The sequence below is a fragment of the Labilibaculum manganireducens genome (genome assembly GCF_002843385.1).
Lineage (GTDB): Bacteria > Bacteroidota > Bacteroidia > Bacteroidales > Marinifilaceae > Labilibaculum > Labilibaculum manganireducens.
In genome coordinates, this window is record NZ_MVDE01000001.1 from 229,722 (window position 1) to 250,757 (window position 21,036).

17 protein-coding genes are annotated in these 21,036 nt (G+C 36.2%); 14 read left to right on the plus strand and 3 right to left on the minus strand.

What is annotated here, in order from left to right; translation table 11 throughout:
- Positions 1 to 110: 110 nt before the first annotated feature.
- Both BZG01_RS01015 and BZG01_RS01020 read left to right on the plus strand, forming a co-directional pair.
- Positions 111 to 1,724 (plus strand): ABC-F family ATP-binding cassette domain-containing protein, encoded by a 1,614-nt coding sequence (locus BZG01_RS01015; protein ID WP_101307960.1) that lies wholly within the window; start codon positions 111 to 113, stop codon positions 1,722 to 1,724.
- A 271-nt stretch (positions 1,725 to 1,995) separates the two neighbouring features.
- Positions 1,996 to 3,177: a phosphopentomutase gene (locus BZG01_RS01020; protein WP_101307961.1), complete on the plus strand. Its 1,182-nt coding sequence runs from the start codon at positions 1,996 to 1,998 to the stop codon at positions 3,175 to 3,177.
- 99 nt (positions 3,178 to 3,276) lie between these two features.
- On the opposite strand, the gene BZG01_RS01025 is transcribed toward BZG01_RS01020, so the two are convergent.
- The gene (locus tag BZG01_RS01025; protein ID WP_101307962.1) at positions 3,277 to 5,910 is read right to left on the minus strand and encodes a transglutaminase family protein; all 2,634 of its coding nucleotides are present in this window, start codon (positions 5,908 to 5,910) and stop codon (positions 3,277 to 3,279) included.
- Positions 5,911 to 5,925: 15 nt separating this feature from the next.
- Positions 5,926 to 6,681 (minus strand): copper homeostasis protein CutC, encoded by a 756-nt coding sequence (locus BZG01_RS01030; RefSeq protein ID WP_101307963.1) that lies wholly within the window; start codon positions 6,679 to 6,681, stop codon positions 5,926 to 5,928.
- 434 nt (positions 6,682 to 7,115) lie between these two features.
- Here BZG01_RS01030 and nadA point away from each other — a divergent pair, with 434 nt between their 5' ends.
- Entirely contained in the window at positions 7,116 to 8,042 is a 927-nt protein-coding gene (gene nadA, locus BZG01_RS01035) for a quinolinate synthase NadA (protein ID WP_101307964.1), read from the plus strand.
- A 70-nt stretch (positions 8,043 to 8,112) separates the two neighbouring features.
- Here the strand turns inward: nadA and BZG01_RS01040 are convergent, their stop codons facing one another.
- Positions 8,113 to 8,832, minus strand: coding sequence for a hypothetical protein (locus tag BZG01_RS01040; protein WP_101307965.1), 720 nt, complete (start codon positions 8,830 to 8,832; stop codon positions 8,113 to 8,115).
- A 254-nt stretch (positions 8,833 to 9,086) separates the two neighbouring features.
- Here BZG01_RS01040 and BZG01_RS01045 point away from each other — a divergent pair, with 254 nt between their 5' ends.
- The 11 genes from BZG01_RS01045 to BZG01_RS01095 all read left to right on the plus strand — a co-directional run bounded on the left by BZG01_RS01045 (position 9,087) and on the right by BZG01_RS01095 (position 20,967).
- Entirely contained in the window at positions 9,087 to 10,388 is a 1,302-nt protein-coding gene (locus tag BZG01_RS01045) for a carboxypeptidase-like regulatory domain-containing protein (RefSeq protein WP_101307966.1), read from the plus strand.
- Positions 10,389 to 10,648: 260 nt separating this feature from the next.
- Positions 10,649 to 11,203: an RNA polymerase sigma-70 factor gene (locus BZG01_RS01050; RefSeq protein WP_101307967.1), complete on the plus strand. Its 555-nt coding sequence runs from the start codon at positions 10,649 to 10,651 to the stop codon at positions 11,201 to 11,203.
- Positions 11,204 to 11,208: 5 nt separating this feature from the next.
- Positions 11,209 to 12,231: a FecR family protein gene (locus BZG01_RS01055; RefSeq protein WP_101307968.1), complete on the plus strand. Its 1,023-nt coding sequence runs from the start codon at positions 11,209 to 11,211 to the stop codon at positions 12,229 to 12,231.
- Positions 12,232 to 12,243: 12 nt separating this feature from the next.
- Complete coding sequence (locus BZG01_RS01060) at positions 12,244 to 13,827, plus strand: carboxypeptidase-like regulatory domain-containing protein (RefSeq protein WP_101307969.1); 1,584 nt, start codon at positions 12,244 to 12,246, stop codon at positions 13,825 to 13,827.
- Positions 13,828 to 13,841: 14 nt separating this feature from the next.
- Entirely contained in the window at positions 13,842 to 14,252 is a 411-nt protein-coding gene (locus BZG01_RS01065; RefSeq protein ID WP_101307970.1) for a DUF5655 domain-containing protein, read from the plus strand.
- Between the two features lie 102 nt (positions 14,253 to 14,354).
- Entirely contained in the window at positions 14,355 to 15,359 is a 1,005-nt protein-coding gene (locus tag BZG01_RS01070) for a lysylphosphatidylglycerol synthase transmembrane domain-containing protein (protein WP_101307971.1), read from the plus strand.
- 94 nt (positions 15,360 to 15,453) lie between these two features.
- Entirely contained in the window at positions 15,454 to 16,734 is a 1,281-nt protein-coding gene (locus BZG01_RS01075) for a DEAD/DEAH box helicase (protein ID WP_101307972.1), read from the plus strand.
- A 155-nt stretch (positions 16,735 to 16,889) separates the two neighbouring features.
- Positions 16,890 to 18,059: a DUF819 family protein gene (locus BZG01_RS01080; RefSeq protein WP_101307973.1), complete on the plus strand. Its 1,170-nt coding sequence runs from the start codon at positions 16,890 to 16,892 to the stop codon at positions 18,057 to 18,059.
- 739 nt (positions 18,060 to 18,798) lie between these two features.
- On the plus strand, positions 18,799 to 19,374 hold the full coding sequence (locus tag BZG01_RS01085) for an RNA polymerase sigma-70 factor (RefSeq protein ID WP_101307974.1): 576 nt from the start codon (positions 18,799 to 18,801) through the stop codon (positions 19,372 to 19,374).
- Between the two features lie 64 nt (positions 19,375 to 19,438).
- Positions 19,439 to 20,416, plus strand: a complete 978-nt coding sequence (locus BZG01_RS01090) for a FecR family protein (protein WP_101307975.1) — start codon at positions 19,439 to 19,441, stop codon at positions 20,414 to 20,416.
- A gap of 17 nt (positions 20,417 to 20,433) precedes the next feature.
- The gene (locus BZG01_RS01095; protein WP_101307976.1) at positions 20,434 to 20,967 is read left to right on the plus strand and encodes a DUF3575 domain-containing protein; all 534 of its coding nucleotides are present in this window, start codon (positions 20,434 to 20,436) and stop codon (positions 20,965 to 20,967) included.
- Positions 20,968 to 21,036: the final 69 nt, after the last annotated feature.

Sequence of the window (21,036 nt, forward strand, 5' to 3'; positions counted from 1 at the left end):
CCCAGGTTTCCCTTCTTTAAAAATTACTTAAAAGTTAATCATACAATCGGATTAGATCTAAAATAAAAATCACTAATTTTGCAGCCTTAATAATTAAAGGAAATAAGTGTATGATTTCAGTTTCAAATTTATCTATTCAATTTGGTAAAAAACCTCTTTTTCAGGATGTTAATATAAAATTCACTCCTGGAAACTGCTACGGAGTTATTGGTGCAAATGGTGCCGGTAAGTCTACCCTAATAAAAATCATTTCTGGTGAGTTGGATTCTACAACAGGATCAATATCGATGGAACCTGGTGAAAGAATGGCGGTTTTAAAGCAGAATCACTTTGAATTTGATGAATTTACAGTTCTGGATACTGTAATTATGGGTCACTCAGAATTGTGGGCTGTATTGCAGGAAAAAAATGACATTTACGCAAAACCTGATTTTTCGGAAGCTGATGGAATTAAAGCATCGGAACTGGAAGAACAATTCGCCGAAATGGATGGTTGGAATGCTGAAAGCGGAGCCGCAGAATTATTAAGCGGTTTGGGCATTAAAGAAGCTCTTCATTACAAGCTAATGAAAGAACTGAGTGGTAAGGAAAAAGTTCGTGTATTATTGGCACAGGCACTTTTTGGTAACCCGGACAACCTGCTTCTCGATGAGCCTACCAATGACCTTGACCTTGAAACAGTAATGTGGTTGGAAAATTATCTGGCCAACTTCGAAAATACAGTTATTGTGGTATCGCATGACCGTCACTTTTTAGATTCGGTATGTACCGATATTGTTGATATCGATTTTGGAAAAGTGAAAATGTTCTCTGGTAACTACACCTTCTGGTACGAATCCAGTCAGTTAGCTGCCCGTCAGCAGGCAAATCAGAATAAAAAGGCCGAAGAAAAAAAGAAAGAACTTCAGGAATTTATTGCCCGATTCAGTGCCAATGTAGCCAAATCGAAGCAAACAACTTCCCGAAAAAAGATGATCGAAAAATTGGATATTTCGGATATTCAAGCCTCTACCCGCCGCTATCCTGGTATTATTTTTCAGCAGGAACGTGAGGCCGGAGATAAAATTTTCTCTTGCTCAGGCCTAAGCAAAAGCTTAGATGGAGAAGTTTTGTTTAAAGATGTTGAATTTACAATCGAAAAAGGTGAAAAAGTAGTTTTCCTTTCCAAAGACCCTCGCGCAATGTCTGCTCTTTTCGATATTATTAACGGAATAGAAAAAGCAGACAGTGGTAATTATGAATGGGGAGTTACGATTACACCAGCATATTTACCTCTTGACAATAATGAATTCTTTCAGGAACCAATTACCTTAATCGATTGGTTAGCTCAATATTCAAGCGATACCAGCGAAGTTTATCTGCGGGGATATCTTGGCAAAATGCTTTTCTCTGGTGAGGATATTTACAAAAAAGCAAATGTTCTTTCGGGAGGTGAAAAAGTTCGTTGTATGGTTTCCAGAATGATGTTGAAAAATGCCAACCTGTTGGTTTTGGATACTCCAACCAATCACCTGGATCTGGAATCGATTCAATCATTCAATAATTCATTGATCAACTTTGGTGGTACCGTGTTGATGTCGTCTCATGACCACGAATTTATTCAAACAATTTCTACTCGTGTTATTGAATTAACTCCTAATGGAATCATTGATAAATTAATGGATTACGATGATTATATTTCCAGCGAGAAAATTAAAGAGCAAAGAGAAAACTTATACAATTAAGTCTAAATTAAACCTATATATCTCATCCCCCGGACATTTATTTGTTTGGGGGATTCTTTTATTCTTGAGTTAAGGGAAACTCATCAAGTTACAATACTAATAAGATCCCCGCACAAAAGATCATCACAAAATATTTTTTAACTTCTTCATAATCCCATCAAGAACATTTATTATAATTATTAATTGCTAATTTATAATTGTTCTACTAACTTTGCCTCACTACCTAAACAACCCTTCATCAGTATATTTTATACACTTTAAACACAAGTTTATGATTCCTAAAATAGAACGCGCTACAATTGTGGTGCTGGATAGCGCTGGCGTTGGTTATTTACCAGATGCTGAAGAATTTGGAGATGTTGGCTCCAATACATTTGGAAATATTGCCAAACACTGTAATGGCATTAATTTACCAAATATGCAGAAACTAGGTCTTGGTAACCTTACCGACATTGCCGGTGTTGCATCATGCAACAACACAAACGGAGCCTACGGAAAGGCTGCCGAAGCTTCCAAGGGAAAAGATACAACAACCGGTCACTGGGAGATTGCCGGAGTTAAGCTGGAACGTGCTTTCCCTACCTATGCGAATGGATTTTCAGAAAAAACCATTCAATTGTTTGAAGAAAGAACCGGCAGAAAAGTTATGGCTAACAAGCCAGCATCTGGAACTGCTATTCTTGACGAATACGGAGAAGAGCAAATGAAAACTGGTAACTGGATTGTTTATACTTCTGCCGATCCTGTTTTTCAGATTGCTGCTCACGAAGAAATTATTCCTTTGGACGAATTGTACCGGGCCTGTGAGATTGCTTTGGAAATTTGCTCCGAACACGAACCTGTAGCCCGTGTAATTGCACGTCCGTATCTGGGAAGCGGGGAAGGAAATTTTGCCAGAACAGCAAATCGTCACGATTATTCTGTTACACCACCCGCTCCTACAGTTCTCGATCGTCTGAGCGAAAGCGGATTGGATGTTATCGGTATTGGTAAAACAAAAGATATTTTCGCCGGACAAGGAATTACCGACTCCCGCGGAACCAATAAGGATAATGTTGATGGAATCAACAAAACACTGATCGCTTTGAAAGAAGATTCAAAAGGTTTGATCTTCACGAATCTGGTCGATTTTGATATGATGTTCGGTCATCGTAGAAATCCGGAAGGATACAAAGCTGCTTTGGAAGAATTTGATCGCTATTTGCCTCAAATTCAGGCAAATTTAAAGGACGGTGAAATTTTAATTCTGACTGCCGATCACGGATGTGATCCCACTTACCCTGGAACTGATCACACAAGAGAGTACATTCCAATAATGGTGTATGGTAAAAATATCAAGCAGAATGTTGATTTGGGAACCAGAACATCTTTTACAGATATTGCTGCTACTATTGAAGAACTTTTATTGGGGAATAAGGTAGAAGGCAGTTTTGCAAAAGAACTTTACAATTAGACCTTTACGACAAAAAGTAAAACAATATTAAAATAAAAATGCCGCCTCAAATAATTGAAGCGGCATTTTTTTATTCCATCAAGAGATTTCTGTTTTAGATTATTTTTCCAAAACTTTAAGTAAATGCTCATGAATCCCAATTTTATATCCGCGGGAAGCGAACTGAATATTGCCATTGGAATGTAAAACCAATAGTAATGGCTTCTCAACTTTACCTGTAATGCCCAACTCCTTTTTAGCCTGTATAATCAACTCATTGTTTTTATCTTTATACAGCTTATAATTTGATGGCATATTAGCAAAAAAAGCATCTGTTAAGTTTTCATCAGAAATTTCTTCCGCCTGCAATACAACAATATTACCATTCCATTCCTGATATCTCTTTCTGATATCTTTAAATTCTTCCATTAAATGTCGGGTTGGTTCTTTTCCTGGTTCCAGCCACATCAAAACAATTGCATCCTGCTTCTCTAATGATTTAAGGCTTACTCCTTCCCCATTATCATTGAAAACCTTCAGTTTAGTATCCAAATGACCCAATATCTTACTCTCAACCTTTGGATCTCTGAATATCAAATCAATTTTAGTGGTCTGATTTTTTAAAACTTCAAAATGATTCAAATGTGTATAAACAGTTCCGTCAGCGCCACGTTTGCCTGTAACCAACCTATATTTTCCGACTTCCAATTCCAATTTTGAAGGCAAATCGGATAATTTAGAATCCCAGCCATAATCAAGACTTTCATAAACACCATCAATCATTTTCCCGATTGTAAAATGCATATAATAAGCCGGATCAAAATCCTTTGCGGTATTATTCAACATCATAAAACCAGTAACTGGCTGATTAACTATTTGTTTTTCAAAATAAATATTCAACCATTCTTTACCATCGAAATACTGCGGTGTTTTTTCTGCTGGCTCCAAACGCGAAGGAATCCCTAAACTTCGGCAAAGAGCCACAAAAAATACATCACGCGACTCAGCATTCGAGATTCTTAGCTCATAAACACCCTTTGGAGTAATTGGCAGATTGTAATAATTCTCCTCTTCGGTAATTTGTATTTCCTTTAATATCCATTGCTTAATTTGCTCAATTCTCTCCGCTCGATTACCTGTAAATTTACCCTCAAAAGCATTCTGTAAATATCCTCGGTAAGCAATTAACCACTCATTGCTGATTCTTGGATTCAAAACATATTTCAAATAAAGCTCCTTGGAACTGTAATCTTCCAACTTGTATTTTCCGATCGTATTACTCAAATGATCTTCCAGTATTTCAGATCGCGTATCACGCAGATCTTTATCAGCAATTAAATTAAGAAGCTCAACTGCAATTGCACCATTTCCTTCAGATATTGATTCAATAAATTTCCGAATCTCTTTCCAATTTCCCTGACTTTTCTTGAAGCGGTTCCAGATCATTCCTGCATCCAAAGATTTTTTATCAGCTAATTTACAGGCAGTAATGGAATCTATAAAAGTGGTTCTATATTGCATTCGAATACTGTCTTCATAGGACAGACGAATATCATTTTGTTTCTTTTTGCTCTCATCAACCGAATAAGGATCTTGCTCAACCGGAGGAACCATATTTAAATCGGTAATCTGCTCTCCATAAAAGCCACGACCCAATTCCAAACAAAGCGTATCGGTTTGCTTTACGCTGATTTTCCTGCCAGCATACTCCCCCTCTTTACCAGCCCAGATAAGCAGATCACCCAAACCTGTAGTGAGGAAAGATATTCCATCAGAATCAGTATTCTTACTCGCAATTGGATAAAACTCAGCATAGTTATACAATCCAAAATCTACTCTTGCATTTTCAACTGAATTACCCGATTGATCAACGACCTGCACGTAAATTTTCTTCACATCAGCATAATTCTCCACTACATTAATCTCAGTGAAATTATCTGAACGCTTTACAACTTCATAATCTCCCTCAAAATCACCGAACACTTTGGTATGCACCAGCATAGCTCTGCGGGCAGGTTCGGTAAACCAACCCATATTCAAATCGGGTTCAGGCTCACAAGCTCCCAAGTAAGACCATTTCCCATCCGTCCAAACTTCCACCCAAGCATGATTGTCGTCGCTATGAGCCCAGCGTGGAGTATAAACCTGACGGGCAGGAATACCTACAGAACGTAAGGCAGTAACGGTAAATGTTGATTCTTCACCGCATCTTCCCCACGAAGTTCTCACAATGCTTAGCGGTCCGCTTGTGCGAATATCTGTTGGAGCATAATTTACTTTTTCGTGACACCAATGATTCACTTCCAGCACTGCCTCTTTCATCGACATGCCTTTTAATCTTGGTTTCAACTCTTTCAGAAAAACCCATCGGGCCGAATCCAAATTTTCATTGTTTACACGGTATGGCAGCACAAAATGGCGAAATAATTCATCCGGCACTTTTTTACCCCACTCAAAACTTTCTCTGGCCTCAAACGAAGATCGAACTTGTTTTAAGAAGAAATCGCCATTGTAATCGGCCAAATCGCACAAAGGCATGTACGCATATAAAAACTGCAATGCTTCTTTTTCTTCAGTCGTTATATTTTCTTGGAATACCGAGAAAAGTTCATTTGATCTATTGGATGCAAATTCTTTTCGTTTTTCGAATCGGTTGGAAACTTTTGCACGAACAGCATTGTCTTGAATAAAATGTGCATCGGAACAGCCCCAAAAGAAAATGAGACCAAGCAGAAGGATAGAAATCTTCCTCATTAGTAGAATAATTAGTTATTTGTCCTCGGCTTTTAGGATGCTTACAATTTTACGAATTTTCTTGGAGTCTGCCTCATAAAATTCAAATTCAGGCACATTTTCTTCGCCTCCCATTGCAATTTTCGGATTCTGATATTCCATTTTCCCTCTCACCAAAGACTTTGCCGAACAATGAAACTCTTTAGCTCCGGTATTTTGTTTTAAACCCAAAATATTTTCATGATTGATACCACTTCCCGGCATGATCACTATTCGTCCACTTGCCTTTTCAACTAAGCCTTTAAGTAAATCTGTGCCCATTACAGCAGTTTGTTCTCCTCCGGATGTGAGAATTCGAGCGGTTCCAATCTCTATCAATTGCTCCAAGGCTTTAAAATGATTATTCACCATATCAAAAGCTCTGTGAAAAGTAAAACTCATTGGTTTTGCCAAATCGATCAATTCCTTGGTTCTTTCCACATCAACATTACCATCAGGTAACAGAACACCAGATACAATCCCATTCACACCAATTTCTTTGCAGTGAATTACATCCAGCTTCATACACTCAAACTCAATATCAGAGTAACAAAAATCGGCTCCTCGAGGTCTGATAATTACATATAAAGGTATACGTACTAACTCTTTCGTTAATTTGATACAAGAAGCACTGGGAGTAGTTCCTCCTTCATGAACGCCAGCACACAATTCAATTCGATCAGCCCCGGATTGTTCTGCTATAATCGCTGACTGAACAGAGTAACAACATATTTCGAGTAGAGATGTTTTCATTGGTTTCTATTTTTCATATAATTATAATTTTAGGTTTTTGTAATATAGCCTGTCCCGAACTAGTTTCGGGAGAACTTACCATATAATCATTTCCCTGTGTGCCAAAATATCTTGGAATATACCTTACATGCTTATGTGTTTAAGGCTTGACCGGTTGAAATATCAATACTATGGATTTTTAGTTTGATAAAAAAGAACCTTTGTTAGGAATTTTTTGTTTTAATCCCGAGCCTATCTCCTTTTTCCTTTTACCATTTTTCCTTGTTCCTTGTTCCTTGTTCCTTTTACCTTGTTCCTTTTACCTTAAACCTATTCCCCGGTCTAAATAAGTAGTTTAAAACTCTAAACATGTTGCTATGATTTGAATTTCGCGATAATTTAAGGATATTTGCACTCGTATTCACCTAACGAGAGACTAAGAAAATATATACTTAATGAGAGATAAGGTTCTTCAATTAGCAAAAGAAAAGAATGCAGTTATTCTTGCCCATTACTATCAAACGCCTGACATTCAGGAAATAGCCGATTTTAAAGGTGATAGTCTGGCTCTGGCGCAAAAGGCTTCAGAAGTAGATGCTGACATTATTTTGTTTGCCGGCGTTCATTTCATGGCTGAAACAGCCAAAATATTAAATCCTACAAGAAAAGTACTCCTGCCCGATTTAGAGGCTGGTTGTTCTCTTGCAGATTCGTGCCCAGCGGATGATTTTCGTAAATTTAAAGCACTTCACCCCGACCATATTGTTATTTCATATATCAATTGTACAGCCGAAATTAAGACTTTATCTGATGTGATTTGTACGTCAGGAAATGCAGTTCAAATTGTAGAATCCTTTCCTAAAGATCAGAAAATAATTTTTGCTCCTGATAAAAACCTTGGACGATACATAAATGAAGTAACCGGCCGACAAATGGTTCTTTGGGATGGAACCTGTGAAGTTCATGATATCCTTTCTTCGGAGAGAATCATGAAAATGAAAATTGAAAATCCTGATGCTGTACTTATTGCTCACCCGGAATGCGCGCATCCGGTATTGTTACTTGCCGATTTTGTTGGCTCAACAACAGCCATGCTGGATTACACTAAAAACAGCGAATCTAAAAAATTCATTGTTGCAACAGAAACGGGAATTCTTCATCAGATGCAAAAAGATTCTCCTGACAAAGAATTTTTAATTGTTCCTGCAGATGAAACATGTTCTTGCAATGATTGTGCTTATATGAAGCTGAACACAATGGAGAAGTTATACTTGGCACTAAAAAACGAACAACCTGAAATCATCTTACCCGATGATGTTATGGAAAAGGCAAAAGCACCAATTGTTCGAATGCTTGATTTATCGAGACACTTGATTAAATAGATTTAAAACATACAATAATAAAAGGGAGATCAAAATGGTCTCCCTTTCTTATAATGTAAATATTGAAATTTTAGTTTCTTATACTTTCAGGAGAAATACCTGCTAATTCACAAGCCTCCTCAAAATGCAGATCGTCTAACGCTTTGTAAAGAACAGCAAAAGCTGAGTGTATCCAAACTATCGAGACCAATACTCCTGCAAACAGACAAATAAGTCCTAAAATAATGACTAGGAATGATAATATTCCCATTCCAAAAATTGTCCAAAAGTAGCCTTTACTCAAATAAAAGCTAAGCTTTACAGCCTGTATTGGATCTACCTTTTTATCCATTATTAAAAAGGGAACAAAAATCAACTTGCAAACCAAATAAATTCCAGGAATAATAAGAAACAGGAAGCCTACTACGACTATTCCAATCACCAATAAATGACTTAAAATTACAAATAGAAACTTCTTGAACCCATTCAAAATTTCTTCAAACTGAGGTTCCGTTTTTCGTGATGCTTTCAAAAACATCCAATCTACACCATAACTAAACGGAGTAACAACCAGTAGGTAATAGATAAATCCGAGAAATTTGAACGATGCCAAACCGATCTTAAATGAATCGCTGTCATCCCATCCCATTTGATTAAATCCCATGGGCATATCAATAACTCCGGAAACAATGATTGCAAGTAATAAGATTAAAAAGTGTTTTTTCAGAACACTCCATCCTTCTTCAAAACAGCCCCCTACAGTCGGGAATACTTTTAAAATAAGATTCTCTTTACAATAATCTACTCTCATAAACCAAGCCTGCTAATATTGATTAAATTATATTCTTCACATTCATCTATAAATAATAACCCTTGCCAGAGAGAAATTATTTATACCATTTTAGATAAATATAGAACATATAAGGCTTGTAAAAAAACACGAACAAAAAAAATAAAAAAATGATAGGGTATTTTATTCATAAAGCATCATAGTAGTAGAAGCAAGAAAATACACGATCGGTTTTCTCCTAATTTTAAAATTATTATCACATAAAATAAATCGCCATGAAAACAAAAATTAGATTTTATTTCGCAATCATTCTTTCTGCCTTTTTGTTTTTCTCTTTCAGCAATGCAATGGCAGCGGAGGGAAATAATGTTAAGAAAGAAAAAACTAAAGTACAACAGGTTATTGACACCTTAAAATACGATGTATACAAAGGGAAAGTTCAGGATTCCAAAACAAATGAACCTCTTATGTTTGCAACAATTGCTGTTAAAGGTGTTAATGTTGCTACAGTATCGAACAGCGATGGTGAATTTCTATTGAAAATTGCTAAAGACCTTCCTGTTAGCAAAATTGAAATCACCTATATCGGATACAAAAATCTCGAAGTTTCTATTTCTTCATTAAAGGATAAGAAAAATATATTAAAGCTGGAATCAGTTACTATTCCTTTGGACCAAATTAACATTTACCCATTAGATCCTCTGTTTTTAGTAAAAAGTATTTTGGCTAAAATCGGTCAGAATTACCCTAAAGACCCAAATATGATGAAGGGTTTTTACCGCGAGACAATTAAGAAAAACAGAACCTACGTTGCCATTTCTGAAGCTATTGTAAACATTCACAAAGCGGGATACAGACAATTAAAAGATGATCAGGTACAAATTTACAAAGGACGCAAAAGTCAGGATGTAAAGAAAATGGATACATTATTGTTCAAATTACAGGGCGGACCGAACACATCATTGCTTTTAGATGTTGTGAAAAACCCTTACAATCTGCTTTCCGATGATTTTATCGAAAACTATAATTTTTCAATCAAATCAATTACTAAAATTAATGACAAGATTCATTACGTAATTGAGTTTAAACAAAAAGAAAATATAGATATTCCGTTGTATTACGGATTACTTTACATCGAATCGACAAATTTGGCCCTGTCAAGTGCAAAATTTAGCTTGAACCTAAGTAATGAAGAGGAAGCCAGTCGAATGTTTATTAAACGCAAACCTGCAGGTGTAAAAGTAACTCCTACCTCAGCCGATTACTTAGTTAACTATACTGAAAAAGATGGCAAATGGTATTTCAATTATGCCAGAGGTGAGATCAATTTTAAATGCAACTGGAAACGTAAATTATTCAACACCAACTATAGCGCAATGACTGAAATTGCGATTACCGACCGTAACGAACAGAATATTGTGCGCTTTAGAGGAGATGATAAATTTAGAGCAAATCAAATAATGGCTGAGGAAGTAAACAACTTTGCGGATGCTAATTTCTGGGGAGAATACAATACAATTGAGCCAGACCAATCCATCGAGTCGGCAATTCGGAAATTGAAAAGAAAAGCCAGATAATGAAATTTTGAATTCAAAATATACTTGAGTTAGTTATCCTGCAACCTTTAGCAACTGAATTCAAAACAAGAAAAAGAACCGTTCACTCATGCTTGGGGAAACATGAGAATATTCAGAACGGTTCTTTTCATCCATAAAAATAAATCGGTTATGGATAAAGAAATATCAACAATAATATTGCAGATCTTTCCTCTAATGATTGAAAAATCCTAACTTAGAAAGTATTACAAGCTTTTTAAAATACGGGAAGAGATACGAAAATGCCGGAAGATACAGATACTATACTTAAACACATACAAAAAGGTAATTTACAAGAGTTTGAAAAATTATTCAGAGCATATTACCCTTTACTATGTCATTACGCGCTGCGTTTTGTGAAAGACACAAATCAGGCTGAAGAAATTGTTCAGGAATTGTTTTGTCAGTTATGGGAAAACAGAAAAGATTTAAAAATACACACCTCACTAAAAGCATACCTTTACAAAGCAACTTATTTTAATAGCTTGCAGGTTTTGCGTAAAAGAGGCGTTAAAACACAGTATGAAAAATACATTAAAAATAACAAGCCGGAAAGCTCATTACCAATAGATTCGGTTGAAGAAAAAGAAATTTACAACATTGTTCAAAAAACTCTTTCAAATTTACCCGATCGTTGCAGTAAAATATTTAAAATGAGTAGGTTTGAAGGCTTAAAATATCAGGAAATTGCCGATAAGTTATCTATTTCGGTTAAAACTGTTGAAGCAAATATGGGAAAGGCATTAAAAGCCTTCCGAAAAAATTTAAAAGATTACGTTGGAATTATTGTGCTATAAACAAAATGAAAGAAAATACATCACATAAAATTGAGTGGGAAATCATTTCAAAATACCTTAGTGGAGAGATGAGTGCAGAGGAAAAATTGGCATTTGAAAAGTTGATTGATTCCAATCCTGAGTATGCAGAAATTGTTTCTGCATCCGATAAAGATTTGGGTCTAATTCAAGAGGTTAACGAAATTCAACAACAATTTAATGTTGACGCAGCCTGGTTGGAAGTAAAATCCAATTTAAGCGATCTTAAAAAGGCAAATACCGCCAAGGTTATTCCTTTATTTTCGCTCCAAAACACAAAAAAACTCATACAGATTGCTGCCATGCTAATTATTGCCATTGGCCTTGGACTTGCATCATATCATATTTACAATGACAAACTTGCTCCTTATCAAAGTATTTCATCGGAATTGAATGAAAGTGGTAAATCCATTACATTGGCTGATGGTTCTATTGTAACACTTAATGGCAAATCGGAATTGGTTTACGAAAGATTATTTGCAGGAAAAGAAAGAAGGGTAAAATTAACCGGGGAAGCTTTTTTCTCAATTGCTAAAAATCCTGCCAAACCATTCATCATTTCAGTGGGCAATGCTGAAATTAAAGTTTTGGGCACCTCATTCAACGTGAATGCTTCCAATAAGCATGTTGAAGTTTTGGTTGAATCGGGTAAGGTTCAATTCTCACTTGCAAAAGAACCTGATAATAAAATTATTCTGGAAAAGGGCGATTTTGGCGTTTTACAGGAAGATTTTCTGGAAAAAAGAACACAAAACGATGAAAACTATCTTTCCTGGAAAACTCAGTTGATGGTTTTTAAAGCGATGAGTTTACAGGATGTAGCTAAGGTTATTAACCGAACCTATCAGGTTAATATTCAATTTAACGACACAGCAATTCAAAATTTACCGATCACCACATCATTCAATAAAACACCTCTTAATGACGTTCTGGAAAACTTATGCCGGCCACATAACCTGACATATGAGAAGAGTGGTTCTCAAATTACGATAAAAAAAGAGCTGAAATAATTTATTTCTAAAATGAAAAGAAGAAAAATATATCAGAATTTAGTGCAAAGCATCCTTTTAAATGCTCTGCTTGTACTTGTGATATGTTTCTCTCAAAAAGTCAACGCACAGAGTTCGCTCTTACAAAACAAGATTTCAGTTGATCTTTCAGAACTAAGCATTAATGATGCCTTGGATTCTATTGCGGCAAAAAACAATTGCTATTTTACCTACAATTCTGATTTATTTACAAATAAAAAGAAACTTAGTCTTAAAGCTGATGAAGTTGAATTTGAAATTTTACTAAGGAAAATAGTGCAGGATACCAGCCTTACGTTTCAAGTGGTAAACAGGCATATTATTATTGTTCCCGCGAAATACAAAACAGATAAACCTCTTACTTCAAGTATGATTCCTTACATTTCGTACCGAAACATTAATGGCAAAGTAACGAATCAATCAGCTAAAATATCTCTGCCATACGCCAGTATTGGTATTAGAGGCAAACATATTGGCACAATTAGTAATCTGGATGGAGAATTTGCCCTTACTCTTTCATCGGAAAATAGTAAAGACACACTGGTTGTTTCCTATGTTGGATTTAAAAATTTCGAAATCCCTGTTTCCGATATCTCAAATACCAAACTTCAAATTAAACTAAAAGAGGATTTTATTTCGCTTCAGGAAGTGGTGATTCGAAACAACGATCCAAAATCAATAATAAAGGCTGCTGTCAATAGAATAGAAATCAATTATCCGCAAAACGCCTCCAATCTAACCTCTTTCTACAGGGAATCTGTACTTAAAAACAACAAGTATATGATTTACCTCGAATCTGTTTTGGATATTTACAAATATCCTTATTCGGAGAACGAACTAACTGATAAGGTGAAAATATTTAAGAGCCGCAAAATTTATGACGTATCCCGCCTGGATACCATATCTTTTCGATTAAAAGGAGGCATTCAAGGATGTTTACTATTGGATATTGTCCAAAATCAACCCGAATTTTTGAATCCTGAATTTATGGATCTATACACCTATCGTTTATCCGATATCAGCACATTCGACAACAAACCTGTTTATATTATTGATTTTAAGCCGAAAGAAAATATCACCACACCTCTGCTGGAAGGTAAACTAATAATTGAAACCCGAAGTCTGGCAATTATTGGTGCAGATTTTGGTTATAATCAAAGTAGGCTGCCCGAATTAACCAATCGGTTTATTAGCAAGGCAAATGCTAAAACCAAAGTTAGACCAGCGCTAATTCAATATTCTGTAAATTACCGAAATATTGATGGTAAGTATTATTTAAATCACACTTTAGGAAATTTAAAATTTAAGGTGAAAAATAAAAAAAAGTTGTTTTCACAGACCTTCTCTACAACTTTCGAAATGGCAACTACAAAATTAGACACCATCAATGTTAGAAAATTTAAACATCACGAAATAATTGCTCCAACAACAATTCTTTCCACTGAAAACCTAAGCTACGATAACAAATTCTGGGGCAACCAGACATTTATTAAGCCCGAAGACAATATTAAAGAAGCCATTAAAAGAATCAGCAGCAGCATGCAGCAGGTTGCAATGGATACGAGTAAAACGGAATAGAATTTAAAGTATTCATGACTTACATTTGTCCTAACTGCAAAAGAAAATTATCGGGTCCAAATCAATATCACTCGTGTTTTATTACCGATAAAGAAACTCATTTGCAGAAAATGAATGTTGATATATCGGAACTGTTTGAAACTCTTCTATCCTATCTGGCTACTTTTGAGAATCTTGAAATTATTTATTTAAAGACCTGTGTTCAATGTAAGACAGGTGCAACTTTTTTATCCATATACACAAAAAGAAATCATCTGATATTGGAGTTTCAACTGCAACGGGAAGAAGATCAATTTCCAATTTACCTGTGCAAACGAATATCTAAAAACCGGGTACTGCACCGCATTGCCGTTGGCGGATTATCCGAGTTTGATCAACAACTAAAAAACTGGCTGAAGGAAGCTTATCAAACCATCAGGAAATAACCGCATCATGTTATAATACTTCCTATGGAAACAAAATATTCTAAAAGTCTTCCTATTTTTGTATTTCTTTACAAAAAATTAATAAATCAGTAACTTCATTAAATGGGAAGTCGAATAAAAAAAATAATACAAAATTCAATTGGGATACTAATTGGTTCTGTATTCCTGTTTCTCACTTTGCGTGAAAAACCAATGGCTCCGGTATGGGAAAGCTTAGCAAATTCTGACTATTTTTTTATACTGCTTAGCTTCGTATGTTTATTCATCATTTTTTACCTGCGGGCCTTGCGTTGGAAGCTGCTTATTGAAGAATCCGGAGAAAAACCAAAATCGGATAAAGTACTAACCTCGGTCCTGCTAGGCTACTTCGTGAATAGTTTTACTCCAAAATTCGGAGAAATAATTCGCTGCACATCTCTGCAAAAAACAACTAAAGTTCCGGTTTCAGTATCAATGGGAAGCGTTATGGCCGAACGGGCTTACGATTTACTGATTTTGGGTCTTGGTGTGTTTGCTGTATTTTGGATTGAACTGGATCGTTTACAGGGAATTATGGACTCTACTATTGGTGGAATTTCTCATATTTACGGCTACCGATATTTGTATGTAATTCCAATTGCCATACTTGTTCTTTTTATCCTTTTCTTGATTAGCTTACGCAGAATAAAAAAATCAGAACGGCGTCCGGTAAAAAAGATCGTTGAATTCTTACAAAGTATGTTTCTATCGCTTAAGCAAGGCTTGCTTCTTAAAAAAAGATTCCAATTTATTGTATTAACATTGCTAATCTGGACAATGCTCGTTGTCTTAAATTACATCTATCTGCTTTGTTTGCCTGAAACATCAGGATACTCATTCAGTTTTGCCATTGTGATTCTGTTTATTGGCGGAATCGGCTGGGCTTTACCTAGTCCGGGAGGAATTGGAACAACTCATTTTCTGCTCCTTCAATTGTTCCTTGCCTTTCAGTTGGATCCAAATGCGGGAATCAGCTTTGGAATTCTTTCCAATGGTTTAACTTTTATTGGTACCATTGTAATTGGTGGTTACGGCTATTTCAGATATTGGACAGAAACAAAAACTTTGGAAAAAGCGGCAAAAGCATAAATGATATTCCCTTTTAGCAACAAGCATCCTAGGAATTCAACAAAACCATATTTTACACCTATCTTTGCACGATAAAATCATCTGAATACAAAAAATGAAATTTAGTCAATATAGTTTTTCCCCCGATATTAAAAGAAATTTAGAAAGTTTAGGTTTTAACAGACCTACCGACATTCAATTTAAAGCCATTCCTCCAATTGTACGGGGAGAAGATGTGCTTGCCATTGCACAAACCGGAACAGGAAAAACAGCAGCATTTGCGATTCCTATTATCGATAAACTGCACAAAGCTAAGAATAACAAAAGCAGCAACGGCATTAAATGTGTTGTAATGGTTCCTACCCGCGAGCTGGCCATTCAAATTACCGAAGTTTTTCAAAAAATTGGAAAGCATACCAAAGTAACAAGCTTTTGTGTATTCGGCGGTGTTGAACAAGCTCCTCAGATTGCAAGTTTACAAGGTGGAATCGACGTATTAATAACCACGCCCGGCAGAATGTTCGATTTAACCAGTCAGGGATTTATTCAGCTTGATAAAGTAGAAACCCTGGTTTTGGATGAAGCCGATCATATGTTGGACTTGGGTTTTATAAAAGACATTCAGGATTTGATTCGTTTTCTTCCAAAGAATCGTCAAACCTTGTTTTTTTCGGCGACAATCACGCCTAAAATAAAAAAACTGGCTTATTCGCTGGTTCGAAGTGCAATCCGCATTCAAATTTCGCCTAAAGATCCTGTATCCAAGAACGTAGAGCATGGAGTTGCCTTTGTGAAAATGGATGATAAACGTTTCTTCCTGGAACGTATGATTAAGGAACATCAGGAAAGTAAAATATTGGTTTTTGTAAGAACCAAAGTAAGAGCGGAACGCGTTCACAAAGCCATGGAACGTGTAGGAATAGAAACACAAACCATTCATGGAGACCGCGAACAGGATGATCGTTTAATAGCCTTAAATGCTTTTAAAACAGGAAAGGTAAAAATCTTGATCGCAACAGATGTTAGTGCCCGTGGTATCGACATTCCCAATGTTGATTATGTGGTAAACTACGACATGCCCGATGTTGCCGAAAATTACGTTCACCGTGTGGGCAGAACCGGACGAGGTGTTCAAAAAGGTTTGGCCATTTCTTTCTGCGACCCAACGGATGAAAAAAAATTATTAGCTGAAATTGAAGAGTTTACCGGCACCGAAATTCAGGTAATGGACATATCGAAAGGAGAATACACTGCAACTATCGATTTTTCTGAAGATTACTCGAAAAGTTTGAAAGAGCTAATGGACGAAGCAGAAGATTTTCTGCAAAATCCGAAAAAGAAAAGTGTAAAAAAGAAAACTCCTGCGAAAAAGGCAGCGAAAAAGAAAAAAAAGTAAGCAATACAAAATAAATAAAACCTCAAAACCAAAATGGATTTGAGGTTCTTTTTTTAAGGATAACTCTATACCTGCCGACAATAAATAGGCCTGATTCTTTGCATTTCGGCAAAAATCGAAATATATTCGTTCCTCTTAATCTAAATCAATCAACTATGCAATCACTAATATCTCCCGAAAGCAATTTAACCTTGTTTTTCGTGATAGCCGGAGCTGCGGCTTTTGGTCTCTATTCCGAACACAAAAAATGGTTTGGCAAACTATCCGGAATTTTGGTTACCATGATATCCATGTCGTTGCTTGCAATGGCTGGCGTGGTACCGGTAGCATCCAACCCAACCATTAAAGTAGATGTATACGATATGGTATTCTCCTATTTTATCCCCATTTCTATTCCCATGCTGCTGTTCAGTTCCAACATCCTTAAAATTGTGAAAGAGAGTGGAAAGCTATTGGTAGCCTATATTTTAGGTGCTATTGGAATTGTACTGGGATGCTTTATTGCATTTTGGCTGATTGATTTAGGTCCCGATTCAGGAAACACAGCTGGTGTAATTGCTGCCACACTTATTGGTGGAAGTGTAAATTTTATTGCTGCTGCCGAGATCTTAAATTTCAGCACCAATCCATTATTTACGGCAACCATAGCTGTTGATAATTTTGTATCGAATTTATATACACTATTTCTGTTCCTTACTCCTTCTCTCCTGTTCTTATCCCGCTTTTTTGTAAAACCTAAGAAAGAAAACGAAGAGGAATCTGCCACATCATCCGACAAAGCACAATTCCCAATGAGTTTGGAGCGGGTAGCCGTTTCGGTATTTATTGCCGCTTTAATTGCCGGATTGGGAAACCTTCTGTCTCCCTATCTTCAAGACTTATTGCACACCAAATTAAACCTTAGCATATTGGTGATTACAGTTTTAGCAGTGCTTGCCGCTAACCTGTTTCCTAAAAGACTAAAACCATTGGAAGACACAGCCTTTTCACTTGGTTTGTGGATGATGTACATCTTTTTGGCGGTAATTGGTGCTGCCACCAACATGACACAAATATTTAGCATTGGCCCTGCTGTATTGGGATTTTACCTAACCATTATGCTCTTCCATTTCCTGTTTATGCTCGCTGTGGCCAAACTATTCAAACTGGATGTTTACGAGGTGGTAATTTCATCGGCGGCAAACATCATGGGGCCATCGGTTGCAGCTCCAATGGCAGCATCTATGGGACAAAAGAAGCTGGTGACACCCGGAATTCTGGTTGGTATTTTGGGTTACATCATCGGTACCTTTATTGGTGTTTCCATTGCCTTGTATTTAAGCTAGATCGAATCAAAAAAATAAACAAAATGGCTTTGCACAATTGCAAAGCCATTTTTATTGATTAAATACAAGCACAAAACCAGCACCGAAGCTTTAAAGTTTCGGTGTTTTTATATCTCGCTCACAGCAGAATATATCCGAGCAAAGAATTACTTCCAGTTCACTTCCTTTTATTGTTCCAAATTGCACATGGAATCTACTTCGCACTAAAGCGAAGAGAACATTTTGATGTCCAAAGTCCTTCCGCTTCTTGCGGATGGTTCTCTAAGCTGCGTGCTAATACCTTCGCAGTAATGCAAACAAGGTTAATGATAAGAATAATACCTTAGCATTGATGTGAAACAAGTGTTTTGATGAGAAAAAGACCTTCGCATTAGAGCGAAAGCAGTTTTACGCAGGAAAAATAGCCTTCGCATTGATGCAGAAGGAGTTTAAGAAGGAAAAAACAGGCTTCTCCCGCGGACGAAGGACATTCTGAAATAAAAATAAAGCCTTCGCTCCTAACAAGTTCCTATTTCATGTTGGGGAAACCTCTCTAATTTATTAAAAACTGAAGTCCCCACTATCAGTGAGGCTTTCAGTAAAAAACAAAAGCGAAAGCACCATGTCTATTCAAAGTAAAACAAACTTTTTTCATTTTATGATACGTGTCCACCCCTATTTAATTGTCTATTGTTTAGAAAGAGGTTAAATTCCCCTTCTAAAAAAAGTATTGCATGCACAAATCAGTCTAGTAGTAAAAATGGAACACGCGCTAAAAACCCAACAGTTCGAAAACCTGACGGAAACAAGAATAGAACAACTTTTTAAAGAACATTATTCTGTTTTAACGGCTTATGCCAATAAATTCCTGTCCGATTTAGATGATTCAAGGGAAATTGTTCAGGATGTTTTTGTTCATCTGTTCGATAATCGGGAATCTGTAAAAATTCACACTTCAGCCAAGGCACATTTGTTTACTTCGGTCCGAAATGCCTGCCTAAATACCATCAAACAAAGAAAAAACCATGCCACTCATCATGAGAACATCAAATATTTAAGTTCTGGTTTTAGCTTGGAAGCTGATAAAATATTAGAACAGACAGAATTAGAATACGCCCTCTTTAAAGCAATTGATGAATTGCCTGAGCAATGTCAGCGAATTTTTAAACTGAACCGAATAGAGGGTTTCACCAATCAGGAGATTGCTGATCAGTTAGGAATTTCGAAACGCACAGTCGAAACGCAAATCTCGAAAGCTCTAAAAAGCTTACGGATAACAATTGGCCCCATGCTGGCATCACTGCTTATTGTTTACCTATTGAACGCATTGAAATAATTTTTTTTTGAATTCAAGTACGTGTGCGGTCATTCTTATTTGTCATACCATTAGAAACAGCAAAATGAAACAAAACAATCAACATATCGACGAGCAGCTTTTAAAGGCCATTTTAGAGGAAACTTCTTCTGATCAGGACAAGCAGGAATTCCAAAAGTGGATACAAGCTGATTCTGCAAACAAAGATACCTTTCTTAAAATGCAGAAAATCTGGAAATCGAGTAAAGGAATTGAAGTGTTCCAAAAAATTGATGAAGCTGCTGATTGGAAAATTATAAAAGCAAAATCAGGAAAAACAGTTCAACTGAAAAAGGTAAACTTGTTTATGCAATATGCAGCCACTGTTCTTGTTTTGCTCTCACTTAGTTTGGTTTACCTGTATCAGACAACACCAGGCTTTGGTAAATACGCAGAATACAAAAGTCTGCAGACAAAAAATCAAATTGTATTGGCTGACGGAACCGAAGTGTTTTTAAATAAGGAAAGTAAAATCGTTTATCCAAAATATTTCAATTCAAAAGTAAGAAATGTAGAGATGGAAGGAGAAGCCTACTTTCAAGTGAAGCCCGATCCGACCAAACCATTTATAATCAAATCCGGAAATGCAATTATTGAAGTGCTTGGTACCAGCTTCAATGTTAAAAATGAAATGGATGGAACAACTATTGTAAGTGTGAATTCTGGAAAAGTAAGTCTGAAAAATCAGAAAACGCAGGAAATAGTTTATCTAACCAAAGGAGAAAAAGGAATCATTCAAAAACGTAAGGTAAGCGAATCGAAGAACGAAGAATTAAATTTCAATTCATGGAAAACCAATGTTCTTACATTCAAGGACACGCCAATTGCGAAAGTTTTCAGTGATCTTGAGAATTATTACGGTGTAAAAATCACAAACAGGAGTGCTAAATTAGATACACTCACCTACACCAATTCTTTTTCGAATGCGCCTATCAACAAAGTAATTGACGAATTGGAACTTGTTTTAAAAGTTCATATTACGAAAAAGGGAAATCATCTCTCCATTACTGATGATAAAAACTAATTCTAAAATTTAAACCAATGAGAAACAGAATCGTTTTATTCGCTTTTATCATGCTTGCAGGCATAAGTATATCAAAAGCACAAAATACAGTAATTAAAGCCAATTTATTAAGTCCGTTGGTGCGCACAGGATCATTTTTTATAGAACACAAACTGAACGACAACAGCAGTATTCAATTGGGACTTTTGTACACCGGCAATACCTGGGACGACACCAAAATAAGAGGTTGGGGAATTACTCCTGAATACCGCTTTTATCTTTCAGATTCGCCGGCACCAAAAGGATTTTTCGTAGCGCCTTACGCTCGTTATCTGCATTACAATTTGGAGAATGAAGTAAATGATGAAGCCACCTTAAACGGATTGGGTGCCGGTTTAATTATTGGTCAGCAGTATATTTTTAAGAAAAGAGTAAGCTTCGAATGGTTTTTTGGACCGGGTTACACAAGCGCTGATGTTGATGCAAAATCAGGAACCGAAGAAGACTTTGATACCGGCAACTGGGATGGCTTTACGTTAAGAGCCGGACTTACCTTGGGAATTGCTTTCTAGAGCCTGAATTCAAAAAGGAGAATCAAAAAAAAATTATATCAGAAAACGAATTTGTCTTTATGAATAATT